This window comes from Serratia sp. Ae19-1 (assembly GCF_059801225.1).
The window spans coordinates 23295-39777 of the sequence record NZ_JBCHWD010000010.1 but is presented as its reverse complement, the minus strand read 5'-3'; the positions used below and the strand labels follow the sequence as shown (position 1 = coordinate 39777).

Genomic DNA, 16483 nt, shown 5'->3' with positions numbered 1-16483 from the left:
TTGGGTTACGACAGCACCGAAGAAACCAGCAGCTGGGTATAAGGATGGTGCGGATCGTCCAGCACCCGGTCGGTCAGGCCGCTCTCCACCACTTCGCCCTGTTTCATCACCAGCAGGCGGTGGGCCAGCAGCCGCGCCACGCCGAGATCGTGGGTGACGATCACCGCCGCCAGCTGCATCTCCACCACCAGATTGCGCAGCAGATCGAGCAGGCGCGCCTGCACCGACACGTCCAGCCCGCCGGTCGGCTCATCCATAAACACCAGCTTGGGGTGGGTGACCAGATTGCGGGCGATCTGCAGCCGCTGCTGCATGCCGCCGGAGAAGGTGGTCGGCAGATCGTCGAGGCGCGACAGCGGGATCTCGACGTCCTCCAGCCACTGGCCGGCCTGGCGGCGAATGTCGCCATAGTGGCGCTGGCCGATGGCCATCAGCCGCTCGCCGATGTTGCCGCCGGCGGAGACCTGCGGCCGCAGCCCGTCGAGAGGATGCTGATGCACCACGCCCCAGTCGGTGCGCAGCAGGCGGCGGCGATCGCTCTCCGCCATGGCGTACAGATCGTGTTCCTGGTCCGCCTGAGGGCGGTAAAGGATCTGCCCGTGCTGCGGCGCCAGCCGCGCCGAGATCGATTTCAGCAGCGTGGTTTTGCCGGAGCCGGATTCGCCGACGATGCCCAGCACTTCACCGGGGTAGATGTCGAACGACACGTCGCTGAAGCCCTTGCCGGGGGCGTACAGGTGGGTGAGCTGGTTCACCGACAGCAGCGGGGTGGTGCTCAAAGGGGTGGAAGTCATCAGTGCTGCGCCTCTTGCGAAGATTGCGCCAGCTGCTGCCGGCAGTAGTCGGTGTCCGAACAGACGCACATGCGGTTGCCCCGATCGTCGAGCACCACCTCGTCCAGGTAGCTGTGGCGCGAGCCGCACAGCGCGCAGGGTTCGTCCCACTGCTGTACGCTGAACGGATGATCGTCGAAGTCCAGGCTCTCCACCTTGGTGAATGGCGGCAGGGCGTAGATGCGTTTTTCGCGCCCGGCGCCGAACAGCTGCAGCGCCGGCATCATGTGCATTTTCGGGTTGTCGAATTTTGGGATCGGTGACGGATCCATCACGTAGCGATCGTTGACCTTCACCGGGTAGGCGTAGGTGGTGGCGATGTGGCCGTAGCGCGCGATGTCCTCATACAGCTTCACCTGCATCACGCCGTACTCCTCCAGCGCGTGCATTTTGCGGGTCTCGGTTTCGCGCGGTTCGATAAAGCGCAGCGGCTCCGGGATCGGCACCTGATAGATCAGGATCTGGTCTTCGCGCAGCGCGGTTTCCGGAATTCGGTGACGGGTCTGGATTAGCGTAGCCTCCGGCGTGCGCTCGGTGGTTTCCACCCCGGCGACGCGCTGGAAGAAGCGGCGGATCGACACCGCGTTGGTGGTGTCGTCGGCGCCCTGGTCGATCACCTTCAACACGTCGGCGCGGCCGATGACGCTGGCGGTGAGCTGAATGCCGCCGGTGCCCCAGCCGTAGGGCATCGGCATCTCGCGGCCGCCGAACGGCACCTGATAGCCGGGGATCGCCACCGCCTTCAGGATGGCGCGGCGGATCATGCGCTTGGTCTGCTCGTCCAGATAACCGAGGTTATAGCCGGTCAATACTTCACTCATCGCGGGCCTCCTGACGCTCGCTGTATTCCTGTCGCAGCCGCTTGAGCAGCTCCAGTTCGGCTTGGAAGTCGACGTAGTGCGGCAGCTTGAGATGGGAGACGAAGCCGGCGGCCTCGACGTTGTCGGCGTGGGCCAGCACGAACTCTTCGTCCTGCGCCGGGCCGGCGACGCCTTCGCCGTAGTCGGGGCTCTGCAACGCGCGGTCCACCAGCGCCATCGCCATCGCCTTGCGTTCGGCGCGGCCGAACACCAGCCCGTAACCGCGGGTGAAGTGCGGCGGGTGGTCCTTGGGATCGACGAAGCCGTTGACCATTTCGCACTCGGTCAGCAGGATCTCGCCGATATCGATGGCGAAGCCGAGCTCTTCAGGCACGATCTCCACCGAAACGTGGCCGGTGCGGATCTCGCCGGCGAACGGGTGGTTGCGGCCGTAGCCGCGCTGGGTGGCGTAGCCGAGCGCCAGCAGGAAGCCTTCGTCGCCGCGCACCAGCTGCTGCAGGCGCGCCGAGCGCGAGCAGGGGTAAACCGGCGGGTTGCGGGTGATGTCGTCCGGTGTGCTGCCGTCGTCCTGCTCTTCGCGCGCCAGCTGCTGGCGACACAACAGATCGAACACGTGGCTGCAGTTGTCCGGCAGCGGTTCGTCGGCCTGCGGCGCACGCGGCGCTTCGCCTTCCGCCAGCAGCGCGAAGTCCAGCAGTCGGTGGGTGTAGTCGTAGGTCGGCCCCAGCACCTGCCCGCCGGGCAAGTCCTTGTAAACCGCCGAGATGCGCCGCTCCAGCCGCATGGTTTTGCTGGCCAGTGGCTCGCTGACCGCCAGGCGCGGCAGGGTGGTGCGATAGGCGCGCAGCAGGAAAATCGCCTCCACCAGATCGCCGCTGGCCTGTTTGATGGCCAGCGCCGCCAGCTCGCGATCGTAGATGCCGCCTTCGGTCATCACCCGATCCACCGCCAGCCCCAGCTGCTGTTCGATTTGTTCCGCGCCGATCGCCGGCAGCGCCTCGTCGCCGCGCCGCAGCTGTTCCTGCAGCTGATGGGCGGCCTCAATGGCTTTTTCGCCCCCTTTTACCGCTACGTACATCAGCACACCTCCACGCGGGTGGTCCGCGGGATCGCCAGCAGGCGATCGCCGCAGGTCAGCAAAATATCCAGCCCCAGCGGGAAGCGCTGCGGACGGTTGACCAGATAATCCAGCAGCGCCGGCGGCAGGCGCGGCGCAATCAGGCGATGATTCTCGATGCCGGGGCCGGTCAGGCGCAGCGCGGCGCCGTTCTCCAGCTCGGCGAGCTGCACCACCACCGTGGCGCCGCATTCCGGCGAGATTTCAGTGCCGTGCGGCAGCGCCTGCAGATCGGTGGCCTGCAGGTGCTTATCGAACAGGGCAAAGCAGACCTCCTGCGCCGTGGCGGCCAGCGGCGCGCCGCTGTGAAAACGAATGTTGGTTAGCACTTGCTCACTATTGAGTGCAGCGCACAGCTGCAGCGGCGTTTCCTGATCGGCCAGCGTCAGCAGCGCGGCGGTGCTGGCGGCGTTCAGCGGCGCCCAGGCCGGGCCGTTCGGCAGCGTCACCCGGTGGCCCGGTTCGCTCAAGGCTTTAAGAATCAAACGGAAAGCGTGCTGCGATTGGTCTATCGGTTGTTCAAAACCGGTCAATAAACTCATGGCTTAATCCCCTCGCACCAGCGTAAAGAAGTCCACCCGGCTGGCGGCGATCGCCCGGGCGCGCAGCTGGCGCTGTTCGTGCTGCAGCGCGGCCAGCGGCGCGATCAGCTGTTGTTGCAGGCGTTCGCCGTGTTCCGGCTGTTGCAGCAGCGCATCGGCCAGCGCGCACAGCTCGGCGTGCGCCTTGTCGCGCCCGGCGATATAGCTGTAGCCATAGCCGCCGTTGTCCAGTTGCACCACCGCGCGGGTGACCGTCATGTCCCCCAGCACGAAGCGGCGGCCGGTGGCGCCCATGCGCCCCTGCAGCTGGGCCAGGCCGATCTCCGGCGCGCGGATGCTGCGGTAACCCGGGCTGAGGTTCAGTGCCTGCCAGTGGCTGCGCAGCTGCTCGGGCCGGCTGTGCGCCAGCACCGACATCCAGCGTTGTCTCGACTCTAAGGCGTGCATTCAGTGCTCCATCGTCAGTTCAATCATGTCGGCGCGGGCCAGGCTGACGGAGTATTCCGCCACGTCTTCGCCGCCGCTGCGGACGTTAAGGGTGCGCACGCACAGCAGCGGCGCGTGGGTGGCGATCTCCAGCAGCCGGCTCTCTTTGGCCTGCGCGCGGCGCGCGCTGATGCGTGTCTGGCGGCGGGTCAGCGGCTGCTGGAGGTGCTGTTCGATAAACTGGTGCAGCGAACCGCTGTGGAACTGCTGCAGCGCCGGCCACCAGTCCAGATCGGGCAGATAATGGTCGATCACGCTCATCGGCACGCCGTTGACCCGGCGCAGGGTGCGCAGGTGGATCACCATTTCGCCTTCTTCACGCGAGAGCGCGCTGGCGACATGCCCATTGCACGGGCGCAAGACAGCGAGTAAGCGCTCACTGGTGGGGTGGCTGCCCTGCTCGAATAGGTTCTGGCTGAAGCGGGTGTTGGCGTGCAGCGGGTAGTCGTAAGGCCGCATCAGCACCAGAATGCCGACGCCGTGGCGGCGCTGCAGCCAGCCGCGCTCTACCAGCTGATCCACCGCGCGGCGCAGGGTGTGGCGATTGACCTGATAACGTTCGGCCAGCTGCTGTTCCGAAGGCAGGTAGTCGCCGCAGCGGTACTGCGTGCGCAGCTCCTGTTCCAGCTGCGCGGCGATCTGCTGATAGCGGGTGGGGTAAGTGGTCGGATGTCTAGATAACTCCATCATAATAAAAACCTCGTCATGCCGATGGCGGTGCGATGAAGGCGGAAGCGGTGCGTTTCATCGGGCGTCTACCCTGTGGTTTTCTCGTCGGCATCATGGTGACGGGCGCAGATGACAATCGCGTTACGCGTCGGTGGCGAACAGATGAACTATTTAGGACAGCCCGGGCGTGCACGGGCGGCGGCGGCGCGCTATGCTGGCACCTTTGTTGACTGACTCTGGCCGCTACCATGCCGCAACCTCTGAACGCCCCTGAACACGCCCCACGCGCCTGGCCGCTGTGGAAACCGATCCTGTTTCTGCTGGTGGTGGCCGTTGGCCTCTACTACGTCAAATGGCAGCCTTACTACGGCAAGGCGTTCGTGGCGGCGGACAGCCACTCGATCGGCAAATCTATCCTGGCCGACGGCGCCGCGAGCCCCTGGCTGGCGGCCTGGCAGTACGCGCTGGTCTACTTCACCGCGGTATGGAAGGCGGCGCTGCTCGGGGTGCTGTTAGGTTCGCTGGTGCAGGTGCTGATCCCGCGCGACTGGCTGGCGCGCACGCTCGGCCACCGGCGTTTTTCCGGCACCGTGCTGGGGGCGCTGATCGCACTGCCGGGCATGATGTGCACCTGCTGCGCCGCACCGGTTGCCGCCGGCATGCGCCGCCAGTCGGTATCCAGCGGCGCCGCGCTGGCCTTTTGGCTCGCCAACCCGGTATTGAACCCGGCGACGCTGGTGTTTATGGGATTTGTGCTCGGTTGGCCGTTCGCCGCCATCCGTCTGGTGGCGGGCGTGGTGATGGTGCTGGGCATCGCCTGGCTGGTGCAGCGCGTGACCGCCAACGATCCGCAGCCCGCCGCGCCGCAGCCGCCGCTGATGACGGCGCAGAACGACGAGCAGCCGTTCCTCGCCCGCTGGGGCAAAGCGCTGTGGGCGCTGTTTTGGTCGACCATCCCGATCTACGTGCTGGCGGTACTGGCGCTGGGGGCGGCGCGCGTCTGGCTGTTCCCGCACGCCGACGGCGCCGTCGACAATAGCCTGCTGTGGATCATCGGCCTGGCGATCGTCGGCTGCCTGTTCGTTATCCCCACCGCAGCAGAAATCCCGATCGTACAGACCATGATGCTGGCGGGCATGGGCGCCGGCCCGGCGCTGGCGCTGCTGATGACCCTGCCGGCGGTCAGCCTGCCTTCGCTGCTGATGCTCAACAAAGCCTTCTCCGCCCGGGCGTTGTGCCTGACGGCGGCGCTGGTAGCGCTGTGCGGCGTGCTGACCGGCGTGGTGGGGATGGGGTTGGTGTAACTTACCGTTGCTGATGAGTGGTTCGATGCTGTCTCAAGGGAGGAGATGGCGCCTTTGAACGTTTAAGCACCGGCACAGCGATTTATCTAAGCCATTCGGAGGCAGGAAAACGAATGGCTTTATTCAAAGCGAAGATCCGGGGGCGCTATCGACGAGGGTGTTGAGCTGCGCTAGCTCACAGCTGGACTTACAGTGTCTAGGGGCGCTGTTGGTCGGCTTTGAGCGAGGAATGGACATGCCTCCCTTGCGGTGTAAAAAACTATCTGGTAACAAGGTGGTATTGGTGTATCAGTGGCCGGTATACTTAGGCGCAGCCCCATTTGAAATAATAAAGGATGAAACTTTGAGACTTAATGATGTAATTACTGACTGCATCAATTTTAAATTAAGTGGAACTGCAACGGATAATGTTATTCAATGCTTTGGTGGCAATATACTGAGAAAAGAAAATCCAGTTTTGGCAATTGAAGTTTCGAGCAAAGAAATATTACTTTGGATGATGCAAGGAGCAACGAATGTACATGTTTATATCAGCGCAGGTACTTTTCATGTAAATGCAATGTATGCACCAACTGTCCGCTTTCCAGCAGCCAGAATTTATTTTTTGAAATCAAAAGACCTTTTCTGGTTTGGCCATATTGGTGTTTATCTCGAGCAACACGGAATCAGACTCACTCCAGTAGATGATGCCAGCTTTTCAAAGCTCATTGATGATACGGGGTATGTACAACGTTATAATCCGTGGTACGAAAAAAGGAAATCTGACTCGAGATTATTCGATGGTCTGCTGGGAGGGCGGCTTAAGAATACTGCTGTAGATCAAGCTATATGGCTGTCCTCTGGTGGAAAGTGCTTGGTTTGTGGTGAAAAAACCGATCGCATGGCGACCAGTACTGTTTGGGGGAAGTCAGGCATGATGATTGGTATGCAGCTGTGTTTGACACACGAAGAGGAATCTCAGAAGCAATCAATTCTTCTCAACTATCTCTCGAATCATTTGGGTGGAACAGTTATGTTCTCAAATATGCGTCCACTGACTACTGAAGAAATGCTTGAGCAGACCTGCGAAATACTTAAAGTAAATTTCAAGTGCACTATCATGAAAGTTGTAGGGGAAACTGTAACCGCCCGAAGAACGTCGGGGGTCACCGTAGTAATTAGACACCAATCTCCATCGAATTATGCCTATATAATAATGACCCCTGAAGGAAAACAGTTGTCTAGGGTCGATTCAGCCGATCATCACAAAGTACCTTACGGCCCTGATCATGTACATTCTGATCTGCGCAAATCTACAAAAAATGTCGTCGAGACAAGCTTTACATACGGATATATTTGTCTAGATATGAAACTACTTTTAAAGCTGATCCAAGAAGCTGAAGATAAATCATAAGGTGATCTAATGATGTTTGTAATGTCCGCTCTTGGCTCGCAGCCGATAGGCTGCGTGGCTATCAGGTCCGTTGTGAGCAAGGTGCAGACAGGGGCGGTTGGTTGTTGTATAACGATTTCATTTAGATTGACAGTGTGATGAGAAAGGAAAGATGGGCAAAGAAAACAGAGATGATTTTTCTTCCAAGACTAAGCAAGCTTTAGCTGCAAGAGCGAATTTTAGATGTTCTTTTACAGGCTGTGCCCAGATTACATGTGGACCCAGTAATGAGTCTAGATCTGCGGTGAATAACACCGGCGTTGCTTCTCATATTTATGCTGCAGCTCCTGGCGGCAGGCGATACAAAAGTGATATGACCTCTGAAGAACGTTCCGATATCACTAATGGTATTTGGTTATGCGTAACCCATTCTGTAATGATTGATAGAGATGAAGTAATATTCACTCCCGAAGTATTATTTCAAATGAAAGAGGAACATGAACGTAAGATTCAACATGAACATCTAAAGCTACCGAAAGAAGCCATATCCGAATTGTTTAGGTTAGGTAGTCAATTGATTTTTACTGGAGAATTATTATCAGTTGAACCCACTACATGGAATATAAAAATTGATGAATACATTTCTGGTGATAAGTTTGACATTTTAAATGTGATAAATTGCTTCGACGATCTTACTTATGAAGGGAAATGTATAATTTCGGAATCACTTAGTGATGCCCGTTTACTCACAATTCCCCCTAGAATGGTTTTCACATCTACTGGCCTATTTTTAGAGTTAAAAGTATCACCAAGAACAAAACGAATTAGTGGTCGTAACCTTGGGAGTGATTTGGCTTTAGACGATACTGGTGATCTTCTTATTGAAAATGGTGATATTAAGATCATTTCAGGTATAGATAGACTATCACAGCATCTCATGATCTGCTTATCAACGCAGAAAGGAGAAGTTTACGGACAACCTGAAGTTGGAGTAAACCTTTCTGAATATTATAATTTGTTCAAGTGCACTATTTGGCTTGAGCGGATTTTAAAACTTGAAGTGATTTATCATTCGGCTTTAGGCCCAGAAAACCATTTTCCGGTGGAAAGACAAACCACTCTTGAGTGTATTGATCGAATAGAGGATTTTTATGTGGTCAGTGACATTTTAGATAAAGATTTCTTTACTGTCTTTATCGGTGTGCAGGTAAAAGATTATGGGCTTTGGGAAGGTGAAGTAAAAATCTATCTTGATAAAAATACTAAATAGTTATCGATTTGACCGACTAGCCTCATAGATTGATAAACATACATATAAATTTACGCCAAAGTCTGTAATTGGCACAAAGCCGCCTATCAGATCAGGTTTAGTTCTGTGCCGTAGCCGTAGCCGTAGCCGTAGCCGTAGCCGTAGCCGTAGCCGCAGCTGTGCCAGGCCTACTTTGGATTAACACGTGTCGAGACACGTACCGCCAGCTCATCGCAACCTATGCACCACCTGGTTGCTGCTGCCGCGCCAAATCAGCGCTGGGTCTTTCAAATCCTGCACGAACTTGCCGTCGATCAGCACGTTGATTCTGTCTACTACCTGCATTTGCTGCGCGTCCAGCTCCGCCAGCCGGTAGCCGGTCCACAGCCAGATATCCTTGCCGGAGCACTCGGCGCGCACCCGTTTCACCAGCGTTAAGATGCTCGGCACGTTGGCCGGATGCAGCGGATCGCCGCCGGAGAGCGACAGCCCCTGGCGCGGCACGCGCGTATCGTTCAGATCGGTGATGATGCGGTCTTCCAACTCCGGGGTAAACGGCTGGCCGGAGTTGAGCCGCCAGGTGCTTTTGTTGTAGCAGCCGGGGCACTGGTGCACGCAGCCGGCGACAAATAGCGTGCAGCGGGTGCCGGGGCCGTTGACTACGTCGATCGGGTAATACTGGTGATAATTCATGTGAGGCCTGCCCATCAGGCTATTTTACTGGCCATCTTGCCTCCGGGCAGTGCTCCCAATCCTCACGTACTGCGTGTACGCTGCGGTTGGTGCGCGCTGGCCGAAGGCAAACTGGCGGCGACAATCACGCCTGATGAACAGGCTTCTGCATAGACTGTACGGCGCTTTTCAGCCGAGCTGCCCATTACCGAGGTGTTTTACCCGGCGTTTCACCTCTTCCTGCTTGCCGGCGTTGAACGGCCGGGCATCGGGGCTGCCGAGATAGCCGCACACCCGACGGGTGACCGAGACCTTGGCCGAGTCGTGGTTGCCGCATTTCGGGCAGGTGAAGCCTTTGCTGGTGCAGGAGAATTCACCGGTGAAGCCGCACTCGTAGCACTCGTCGATCGGCGTGTTGGTGCCGTAGTAAGGCACCCGGCTGTAGCTGTAGTCCCACACGTCTTCCAGCGCCTTCAGGTTGTGCTGCAGGTTCGGGTATTCGCCGTAGCAGATGAAGCCACCGCTGGCCAACGGCGGGTAGGGCGCTTCGAAGTCCAGCTTGTCGTACGGATTGACCTTCTTCTCCACGTCGAGGTGGAAGCTGTTGGTGTAATAGCCCTTGTCGGTGACGCCTGGCACCACGCCGAAATCGGCGGTGTCCAGCCGGCAGAAGCGATCGCACAGGTTCTCGCTCGGCGTACTGTAGAGGCTGAAGCCGTAGCCGGTCTCCTCCTTCCAGGCGTCGACGGCGGCGCGCAGCCGCGCGACGATCGCCACCGCTTTGGCGCGCAGCGCTCCGTCGTCATACACGTGGTTTTCGCCGCCGAACAGCGCGTTGATGGTCTCGTGCAGGCCGATGTAGCCCAGCGAAATTGAAGCGCGGCCATTCTTGAAGATATCGGCGATGTTGTCGTCGGCTTTGAGCCGCACGCCGCAGGCGCCTTCCATGTACAAGATTGGCGCCACCCGCGCCTTGATGCCTTCCAGCCGGGCGATGCGCGTCATCAGCGCCTTTTTCGCCAGCTGCAGGCGCTGATCCAGCAGCGTCCAGAAGCGCGATTCATCGCCCATCGCCTCCAGCGCGATGCGCGGCAGGTTGAGGCTGATGACGCCGATGTTGTTGCGGCCGTCGTGCACCAGCTCGCCGTCCTGCTCGTAGGTGCCAAGGAAGCTGCGGCAGCCCATCGGCGTTTTGAACGAGCCGGTGACCTTCACCACCTGATCGTAGTTGAGGATGTCCGGGTACATGCGCTTGCTGGCGCACTCCAGCGCCAACTGCTTGATGTCGTAGTTCGGATCGCCGTACTGGTGGTTGAGGCCGTCGCGGATGGCGAACACCAGTTTGGGGAACACGGCGGTCTTGCGGTTTTTGCCCAGCCCGGCGATGCGGTTTTTCAGGATTGAGCGTTGGATCAGGCGCGACTCCCAGCTGGTGCCGAGGCCGAAGCCGAAGGTGACGAACGGCGTCTGGCCGTTGGCGGTGTGCAGGGTGTTAACCTCGTATTCCAGCGACTGGAAGGCGTCGTAACACTCTTTCTCGGTGCGCGCCATGGCATAGCCTTTGGCGTCCGGGATCTGCCATTCTTCCGCCACCTGCAGGTGTTTGCGGAAGCTCTCGTCGACGAACGGCGCCAGAATTTCATCGATGCGGTTGATGGTGGTGCCGCCATAGATATGGCTGGCGACCTGGGCGATGATCTGCGCGGTCACGGCGGTGGCGGTGGAGATCGACTTCGGCGGCTCGATTTCGGCGTTGCCCATCTTGAAGCCGTTGGTCAGCATGCCTTTCAGATCGATCAGCATGCAGTTGAACATCGGGAAGAACGGCGAGTAGTCGAGATCGTGGTAGTGAATTTCGCCGCGTTCATGGGCCAGCACCACGTCGCGCGGCAGGATGTGCTGCTTGGCGTAGTGTTTGGCGACGATGCCCGCCAGCAGGTCGCGCTGGGTGGGGATCACCTTGCTGTCCTTGTTGGCGTTCTCGTTCAGCAGCGCGCGGTTGCTTTGCTCGACCAGGCCGCGAATCTCCTGGTTCAGGCGGCCGCGCAGCTCGCGCGCCACGTCGCGATCGTGGCGGTATTCGATATAGGCGCGCGCCAGCTGTTTGTACTCGCCGGCCATCAGCTGGTTTTCCACCGCCTGCTGGATCTCGTGGATATCGACGCGCGGCTGCTGCTCCATGCGCTGAGCGACCACGCGGGCGACGGTGGCGCAGTAGTCGGCGTCGACCACGCCCACCGCCAGCGCGGCGCGCTCGATGGCCTGCGCGATGCGCGCTTCGTCAAAAGGTACCTGGCAACCGTCCCGCTTAATCACTACTGGTTTCACGTTGTACTCCTTGTTCCCCGAGGGAGCGTTCATACCCGCCTGACGCGGCGAGCAACCGTCAAATTTCGCTTATCCACAGGGCAAAGCCGCAGCGCGCAAGGGCTGTGGCGACGTGTGGATGATTTTGTGGATAACTACTATATATAGGTGTTCGCAATTCTTAATGCACTATATATAGATATTGGCGCGATTCTTTTGATGTAGAACAAGGAAAACGGAAGAGCGTGCGCAAGCTGAACAGACGTCAATCGCCCGTTGGCCGATCGCGAAAATGTTCCAGCAGAAAGTCGACCCAGACGCGTACCCGCGGCGGCAGATCCGCCGAGGCGTAATAGAGCCACAGCTGCACCGGGCGCGGCCAGCATTGCGCCAGCACCGGCCGCAGCGTGCCTTGCTCGAAGTGCTTTTCAACGTACCAGCGCGCCAGGTTGACGATGCCGAGCCCGGCCAGCGCCGCATCCAGCAACATCTCCGGCCGGCTCACCACCAGCCGGCCGTTCAGATCCAGCGCCAGCGTTTCGCCCTGATGGCGCAGCTGCCATTTGACGTGGCGGCCGTTGCCCGGGTTGCGGTGCAGCAGGCAGTCGTGGCGCAGCAGATCGTGCGGCGTTTGCGGCTCACCGCGCCGCGCCAGATAGTCGGGCGAGGCCGCCAGCACCATGTGCATCGGGTAGAGCGGGCGGGCCACCAGCCGGCTGTCGGGATCGACCCGGCTGCCGATGCCGACGTCGAAGCCTTCGCCTACCAGGTTCACCACCCGGGCGTCCAGCGACAGATCGAGGTCGATCTGCGGATAGCGCGCCAGAAATTGCGGGATCAACGGCATCAGCATCTGGCGGCCGAAGCCGGGGATCATGCTGACGCGCACCACCCCGGCCGGCGCCTGCCGCTCGCCGCCGGCGCTCTCCAGCGTGGCCGCCAACGCCTGCCACAGCGGCGCCACCTGCGCCAGCAGCGCTTTGCCCTCGTCGGTCAGCAGCACATTGTGGGTGTTGCGCTGAAACAGCCGCAGCGCCAGCTTCTCTTCCAGCGCGCGGATGTTTTTGCTGACCGCCGCCGGCGTCACGCCCAGCTGGCGAGCGGCGGCGGAGAAATTTTGCGCCTGTGCGGCGGCGAGGAAGGCCGGCAGCAGGCGGTGCACGTCAAAGGGCAGCGACATAGTGGTTGATACTTTTGGTTGAAATTGAAGTGACCTTTAACAGCCTACACCCGAAGCGGCAGAAATGGAAAAATGCCCTCATCTTCTTATGACCGAGGAATCGTTATGTCGCGCATTTTAGTGTTAACCGCCCACCGCACCCCCGACGAGTCGCGCATCAACAAAGCGCTGATCGCGGCGCTGAGCCCGTTGCCCAACGTTACCGTTCACGAACTGATCCGCGCTTACCCGGATTACCGCATCGACGTGGCGCGCGAGCAGGAACTGCTGCAGAGCCATGATGCGGTAGTGATGTTGTTCCCGTTTTATTGGTACAGCTCGCCGGCGATCCTCAGCGAGTGGCAGGATGCGGTATTAACCTACGGTTTCGCCTACGGCAGCGAAGGCACCCAACTGCACGGCAAACCGCTGCAGCTGGTGGTGAGCACCGGCGGCAACGCGCAGGCCTATACGGCGGAAGGGTACAATCGTTATCCGGTGCAGGATCTGCTGCTGCCGTTCCACGCCGTGGCCAACCTGACCGGCATGGATTATCTGCCGCCGCATCTGGTGCAGGGCGTATTCGACATGAGCGATGAGCGCCTGACACAAGAGGCCGCCGGGGTGGTGGCACTGCTGGGGAAATTGTAGGGCGCAGCGCTCGCCGCGCCCTGCGGGGTTAGTCTTCGAGCAGCCACCACACCGCTTCGAACGGCCGTAGCGTCAGCGCCTGCGGCTGGTCTGCCGAGTCGCTGTAATTGCTCATCAGCGGGCGCCACTGGGCGGAAGGCTCCACGCCCGCCGCCGTCCAGGCCTGCGGCTCGCGGCTCAGGTTGGCCACCACCAGCAGGCGCTGGCCGTTCCAGCTGCGCTGATAGCACCACAGCGCCGGGTGTTCCGGCGCCAGATCCTGATAGTCGCCGTGGGTCAGCAGCGGGTACTGCTTGCGCAGGGTGATCAGCTGGCGGTAGGCGTAAAACACCGAGTCGAGGTCGGCCAGCGCCGCTTCGGCGTTGATCTGCGGGTAGTTCTCGGCGCAGCCGATCCACGGCGTGCCGGTGGTGAAACCGGCGTGCGGCGCGGCGCTCCATTGCATCGGCGTGCGGCCGTTGTCGCGCGATTTGTCGGCCAGGATCGCCAGCAGTTCGGCATCGCTGCGGCCCTGAGCGCTCAGTTCGGCGTACATGTTCAGGCTTTCCACGTCGCGATACTGTTCAATGGCGCGGAAGCCGGGGTTGGTCATGCCGATCTCTTCACCCTGGTAGATATAAGGCGTGCCCTGCATGCCGTGCAGCACCATCGCCAGCATTTTGGCGGCCGGCAGCCGCAGTGCGCCTTCATCGCCGAAGCGCGACACGATGCGCGGCTGATCGTGGTTGCACCAGAACAGCGCGTTCCAGGCGCGGTTGTGCATTCCTTGCTGCCAGTGGCGGAAGATCTGCTTCAGCTCCACATAATCCGGCGCCGCCCGCGTCCATTTTTCGCCGCCGGCGTAGTCCACCTTCAGGTGGTGGAAGTTGAAGGTCATCGACAGCTCTTCGCCGCTCTGCGCCGCGTATTGCTGGCAATGCTCGAGCGTGGTGGAGGACATCTCGCCGACCGTCATCAGGCCGCGCGGCTGGAACACGTCGCGGCTCATCTCCTGCAGGAACTCGTGGATGCGCGGGCCGTCGGTGTAGAAGCGGCGGCCGTCGCCCTGGCTGTCGGACGGGAAGTCCTGCTGTTTGGACACCAGGTTGATCACGTCGAGGCGCAGGCCGTCGACGCCTTTGTCCGCCCAGAACTGACACACTTTCTTCAGCTCTTCGCGCACCGGCGGGTGTTCCCAGTTGAGATCCGCCTGCTCGGCGGCGAACAGGTGCAGGTAGTACTGGCCGCTGTCGGCGTGCCACTGCCAGGCGTTGCCGCCAAATTTGGAACGCCAGTTGTTCGGCGGCGTATCCCCCTCGCCGTCGCGCCAGACGTAGAACTGGCGATACGGGCTGTGGCGATCCTGCGCGGCCTTGAACCACGGATGCTCGGTCGAGGTGTGGTTGAACACCATGTCCATCACGATGCGGATACCGCGCCGGTGGGCAGCGGCGACCAGCTGCTCGAAGTCCGCCATGGTGCCGTAAGCCGGATCGATGGCGCAGTAGTCCGCCACGTCATAGCCATTGTCCACCTGTGGCGATACGTAGACCGGCGTCAGCCAGATGGCGTCGACGCCCAGTTCATGCAGATAGTCCAGCCGCCGCGTCACGCCGGCCAAATCGCCGTAGCCGTTGCCGGTGCTGTCCTGAAAACTCTTCGGATAAATTTGGTAGATGACGCCGTTCTGCCACCAGGGGATTGGGTTGCTCATAGCTGTATACCTTTGAATCGTGACAACGAGCCTGCGCGAGCAGGCTCCTACATTCATGTTGCGTCAATTAAACCGGCAGCTCGCCGCGGGCGGCCTTGCGTTTGTAGACCATGATGGTCAGCACCAGCGGGATGACGATCGCCACCAGAATTGCCAGCGAGTAAATCAGCCAGAACTGCGGTTTGATAGACAGGATGCCCGGCAGGCCGCCGACGCCGATGCCGTTGGCCATCACGCCATCCAGGCCGCAGATAAGGCCGGCGATTGCGGAGCCGATCATCGCGCACAGCATCGGGAAGCGGTATTTGAGGTTGATGCCGTACATCGCCGGTTCGGTCACGCCGAGATAGGCGGAGATCGCCGCCGGCACCGAGATTTCACGCTCGTTGGCCTTGCGGCTGATGATGATGATGCCGAGCACCGCCGAAGCCTGCGCGATGTTGGACAGCGCAATCAACGGCCATACCGGGGTGCCGCCCATGCTCTGGATCATCTGCATGTCGATGGCCAGCGTGGTCTGGTGCACGCCGGTGATCACCAGCGGCGCATACAGGAAGCCGAACAGCGCGGCGCCCACCGGCGCGAAGCTGCCGGTCATCACCGCTTTCACCGCCCAGGCGACGCCGTCGCCGATCATGCGGCCGAACGGCCCGATCAGCGCGTGCGCCAGGAACACCGCCAGCAGCAGCGAGACCACCGGCACCACCACCAGATAGAGATAGTCGGGGACGATCTTTTTCAGCCGGGTTTCGATCCAGCCCAGCGCCATCCCCGCCAGGATCGACGGGATCACCTGCGCCTGATAGCCCACTTTCTGGATCACGAACCAGCCGAAGTTCCACACTTCCGGCGTTTGCTGGCCGAGCAGGTAGGAGTTCATCAGCTGCGGCGACACCAGGGTCACGCCCAGCACGATGCCGAGCACCGGCGTGCCGCCCATCTTTTTCACCGTCGACCAACAGATGGCCACCGGCAGGAACATGAAGATCGCTTCACCCAGCAGCCACAGGAAGTCGTAAACGGTCTTCCACGCCGGGTGCATCTGCGCCAGCGTTTGGCCGCCGGACATCGGGATGTCGCCGATCACGTTGCGGAAGCCGAGGATCAGACCGCCGCTGATCAGCGCCGGCAGCAGCGGGAAGAAGATCTCGGCGAAGTGGGAGATGGTGCGCTCGGTCCAGGTCATGTTCTGGCGTGCCGCCACCTTGGCCTGTTCCTTGTCGGACTCGTTGACGCCGGTGCTGGCGATCAGCGCCTGATAGTAGTCGCCGACGTCGGTGCCGATCACCACCTGGAACTGCCCGGCGTTGGTGAAGCAGCCTTTGACCATCGGCAGCTCTTCGATTTCCTTTGGGCTGGCCTTGCTGGGGTCATTGAGGACGAAACGCAGCCGGGTAATGCAATGGCTGACGGTGGCGATATTCTCGCGGCCGCCGACCAAAACAATCAGGCGATCAATATCCTGCTGTTTTACTTTGCTCATTATGGGATACCTGCAGAGGTGTTGACTGAGTAATGATCAAAGCTTAGCCACTCGGCTTTTTGAATGAAATGGGAACGTTCCCGGTTTGGGGCGAGGATCACAAAATGACAAAAAATGGTCAACTT

At 60.2% G+C, this 16483-nt stretch carries 15 protein-coding genes; 4 read left to right on the top strand and 11 right to left on the bottom strand.

From position 1 onward, the window contains the following. Positions 1-5: 5 nt before the first annotated feature. Genes phnK through phnF form a run of 6 tightly spaced genes read right to left on the bottom strand, consistent with a single transcriptional unit; the run spans position 6 to position 4489 of the window. Positions 6-794, bottom strand: coding sequence for a phosphonate C-P lyase system protein PhnK (gene phnK / locus AAIE04_RS22510; protein ID WP_019453318.1), 789 nt, complete (start codon positions 792-794; stop codon positions 6-8). Continuing rightward, complete coding sequence (locus AAIE04_RS22505; protein WP_498577715.1) at positions 794-1654, bottom strand: alpha-D-ribose 1-methylphosphonate 5-phosphate C-P-lyase PhnJ; 861 nt, start codon at positions 1652-1654, stop codon at positions 794-796. Before AAIE04_RS22505 ends, phnK begins: the two co-directional genes overlap by 1 nt. Further along, positions 1647-2732: a carbon-phosphorus lyase complex subunit gene (locus AAIE04_RS22500; protein ID WP_498577714.1), complete on the bottom strand. Its 1086-nt coding sequence runs from the start codon at positions 2730-2732 to the stop codon at positions 1647-1649. The genes AAIE04_RS22505 and AAIE04_RS22500 overlap by 8 nt, the downstream gene beginning before the upstream one ends. Further along, the gene (phnH, locus tag AAIE04_RS22495) at positions 2732-3313 is read right to left on the bottom strand and encodes a phosphonate C-P lyase system protein PhnH (RefSeq protein ID WP_498577713.1); all 582 of its coding nucleotides are present in this window, start codon (positions 3311-3313) and stop codon (positions 2732-2734) included. The genes AAIE04_RS22500 and phnH overlap by 1 nt, the downstream gene beginning before the upstream one ends. A gap of 3 nt (positions 3314-3316) precedes the next feature. Beyond that, on the bottom strand, positions 3317-3760 hold the full coding sequence (phnG, locus tag AAIE04_RS22490; protein WP_016929298.1) for a phosphonate C-P lyase system protein PhnG: 444 nt from the start codon (positions 3758-3760) through the stop codon (positions 3317-3319). Further along, on the bottom strand, positions 3761-4489 hold the full coding sequence (phnF, locus tag AAIE04_RS22485; RefSeq protein ID WP_015376439.1) for a phosphonate metabolism transcriptional regulator PhnF: 729 nt from the start codon (positions 4487-4489) through the stop codon (positions 3761-3763). It abuts the gene before it with no gap. A 227-nt stretch (positions 4490-4716) separates the two neighbouring features. Here phnF and AAIE04_RS22480 point away from each other — a divergent pair, with 227 nt between their 5' ends. From AAIE04_RS22480 to AAIE04_RS22470, 3 genes are all read left to right on the top strand, one after another. Beyond that, positions 4717-5772 (top strand): permease, encoded by a 1056-nt coding sequence (locus tag AAIE04_RS22480; RefSeq protein ID WP_498577712.1) that lies wholly within the window; start codon positions 4717-4719, stop codon positions 5770-5772. Between the two features lie 283 nt (positions 5773-6055). Beyond that, positions 6056-7165, top strand: coding sequence for a hypothetical protein (locus AAIE04_RS22475; RefSeq protein ID WP_498577711.1), 1110 nt, complete (start codon positions 6056-6058; stop codon positions 7163-7165). Between the two features lie 151 nt (positions 7166-7316). Beyond that, positions 7317-8414, top strand: coding sequence for a hypothetical protein (locus AAIE04_RS22470; RefSeq protein WP_498577710.1), 1098 nt, complete (start codon positions 7317-7319; stop codon positions 8412-8414). A gap of 207 nt (positions 8415-8621) precedes the next feature. Here the strand turns inward: AAIE04_RS22470 and nrdG are convergent, their stop codons facing one another. The 3 genes from nrdG to AAIE04_RS22455 all read right to left on the bottom strand — a co-directional run bounded on the left by nrdG (position 8622) and on the right by AAIE04_RS22455 (position 12552). After that, positions 8622-9086, bottom strand: a complete 465-nt coding sequence (nrdG, locus tag AAIE04_RS22465; protein ID WP_498577709.1) for an anaerobic ribonucleoside-triphosphate reductase-activating protein — start codon at positions 9084-9086, stop codon at positions 8622-8624. A 168-nt stretch (positions 9087-9254) separates the two neighbouring features. Further along, positions 9255-11393, bottom strand: a complete 2139-nt coding sequence (gene nrdD / locus AAIE04_RS22460) for an anaerobic ribonucleoside-triphosphate reductase (RefSeq protein WP_498577708.1) — start codon at positions 11391-11393, stop codon at positions 9255-9257. A gap of 244 nt (positions 11394-11637) precedes the next feature. After that, positions 11638-12552 carry a LysR family transcriptional regulator gene (locus tag AAIE04_RS22455; protein WP_171453233.1) on the bottom strand — a complete coding sequence of 305 codons (915 nt, stop codon included), beginning with the start codon at positions 12550-12552 and terminating at the stop codon, positions 11638-11640. Positions 12553-12657: 105 nt separating this feature from the next. Between AAIE04_RS22455 and AAIE04_RS22450 the strand changes: the two genes are divergently transcribed. Continuing rightward, positions 12658-13182, top strand: a complete 525-nt coding sequence (locus AAIE04_RS22450) for an NAD(P)H-dependent oxidoreductase (RefSeq protein ID WP_498577707.1) — start codon at positions 12658-12660, stop codon at positions 13180-13182. Between the two features lie 28 nt (positions 13183-13210). Here the strand turns inward: AAIE04_RS22450 and treC are convergent, their stop codons facing one another. Together treC and treB are read right to left on the bottom strand one after the other, a co-directional pair. Further along, positions 13211-14875: an alpha,alpha-phosphotrehalase gene (gene treC, locus AAIE04_RS22445; protein WP_498577706.1), complete on the bottom strand. Its 1665-nt coding sequence runs from the start codon at positions 14873-14875 to the stop codon at positions 13211-13213. Positions 14876-14942: 67 nt separating this feature from the next. Beyond that, positions 14943-16358 (bottom strand): PTS trehalose transporter subunit IIBC, encoded by a 1416-nt coding sequence (gene treB / locus AAIE04_RS22440; protein WP_487738796.1) that lies wholly within the window; start codon positions 16356-16358, stop codon positions 14943-14945. Between the last annotated feature and the right edge of the window lie 125 nt (positions 16359-16483).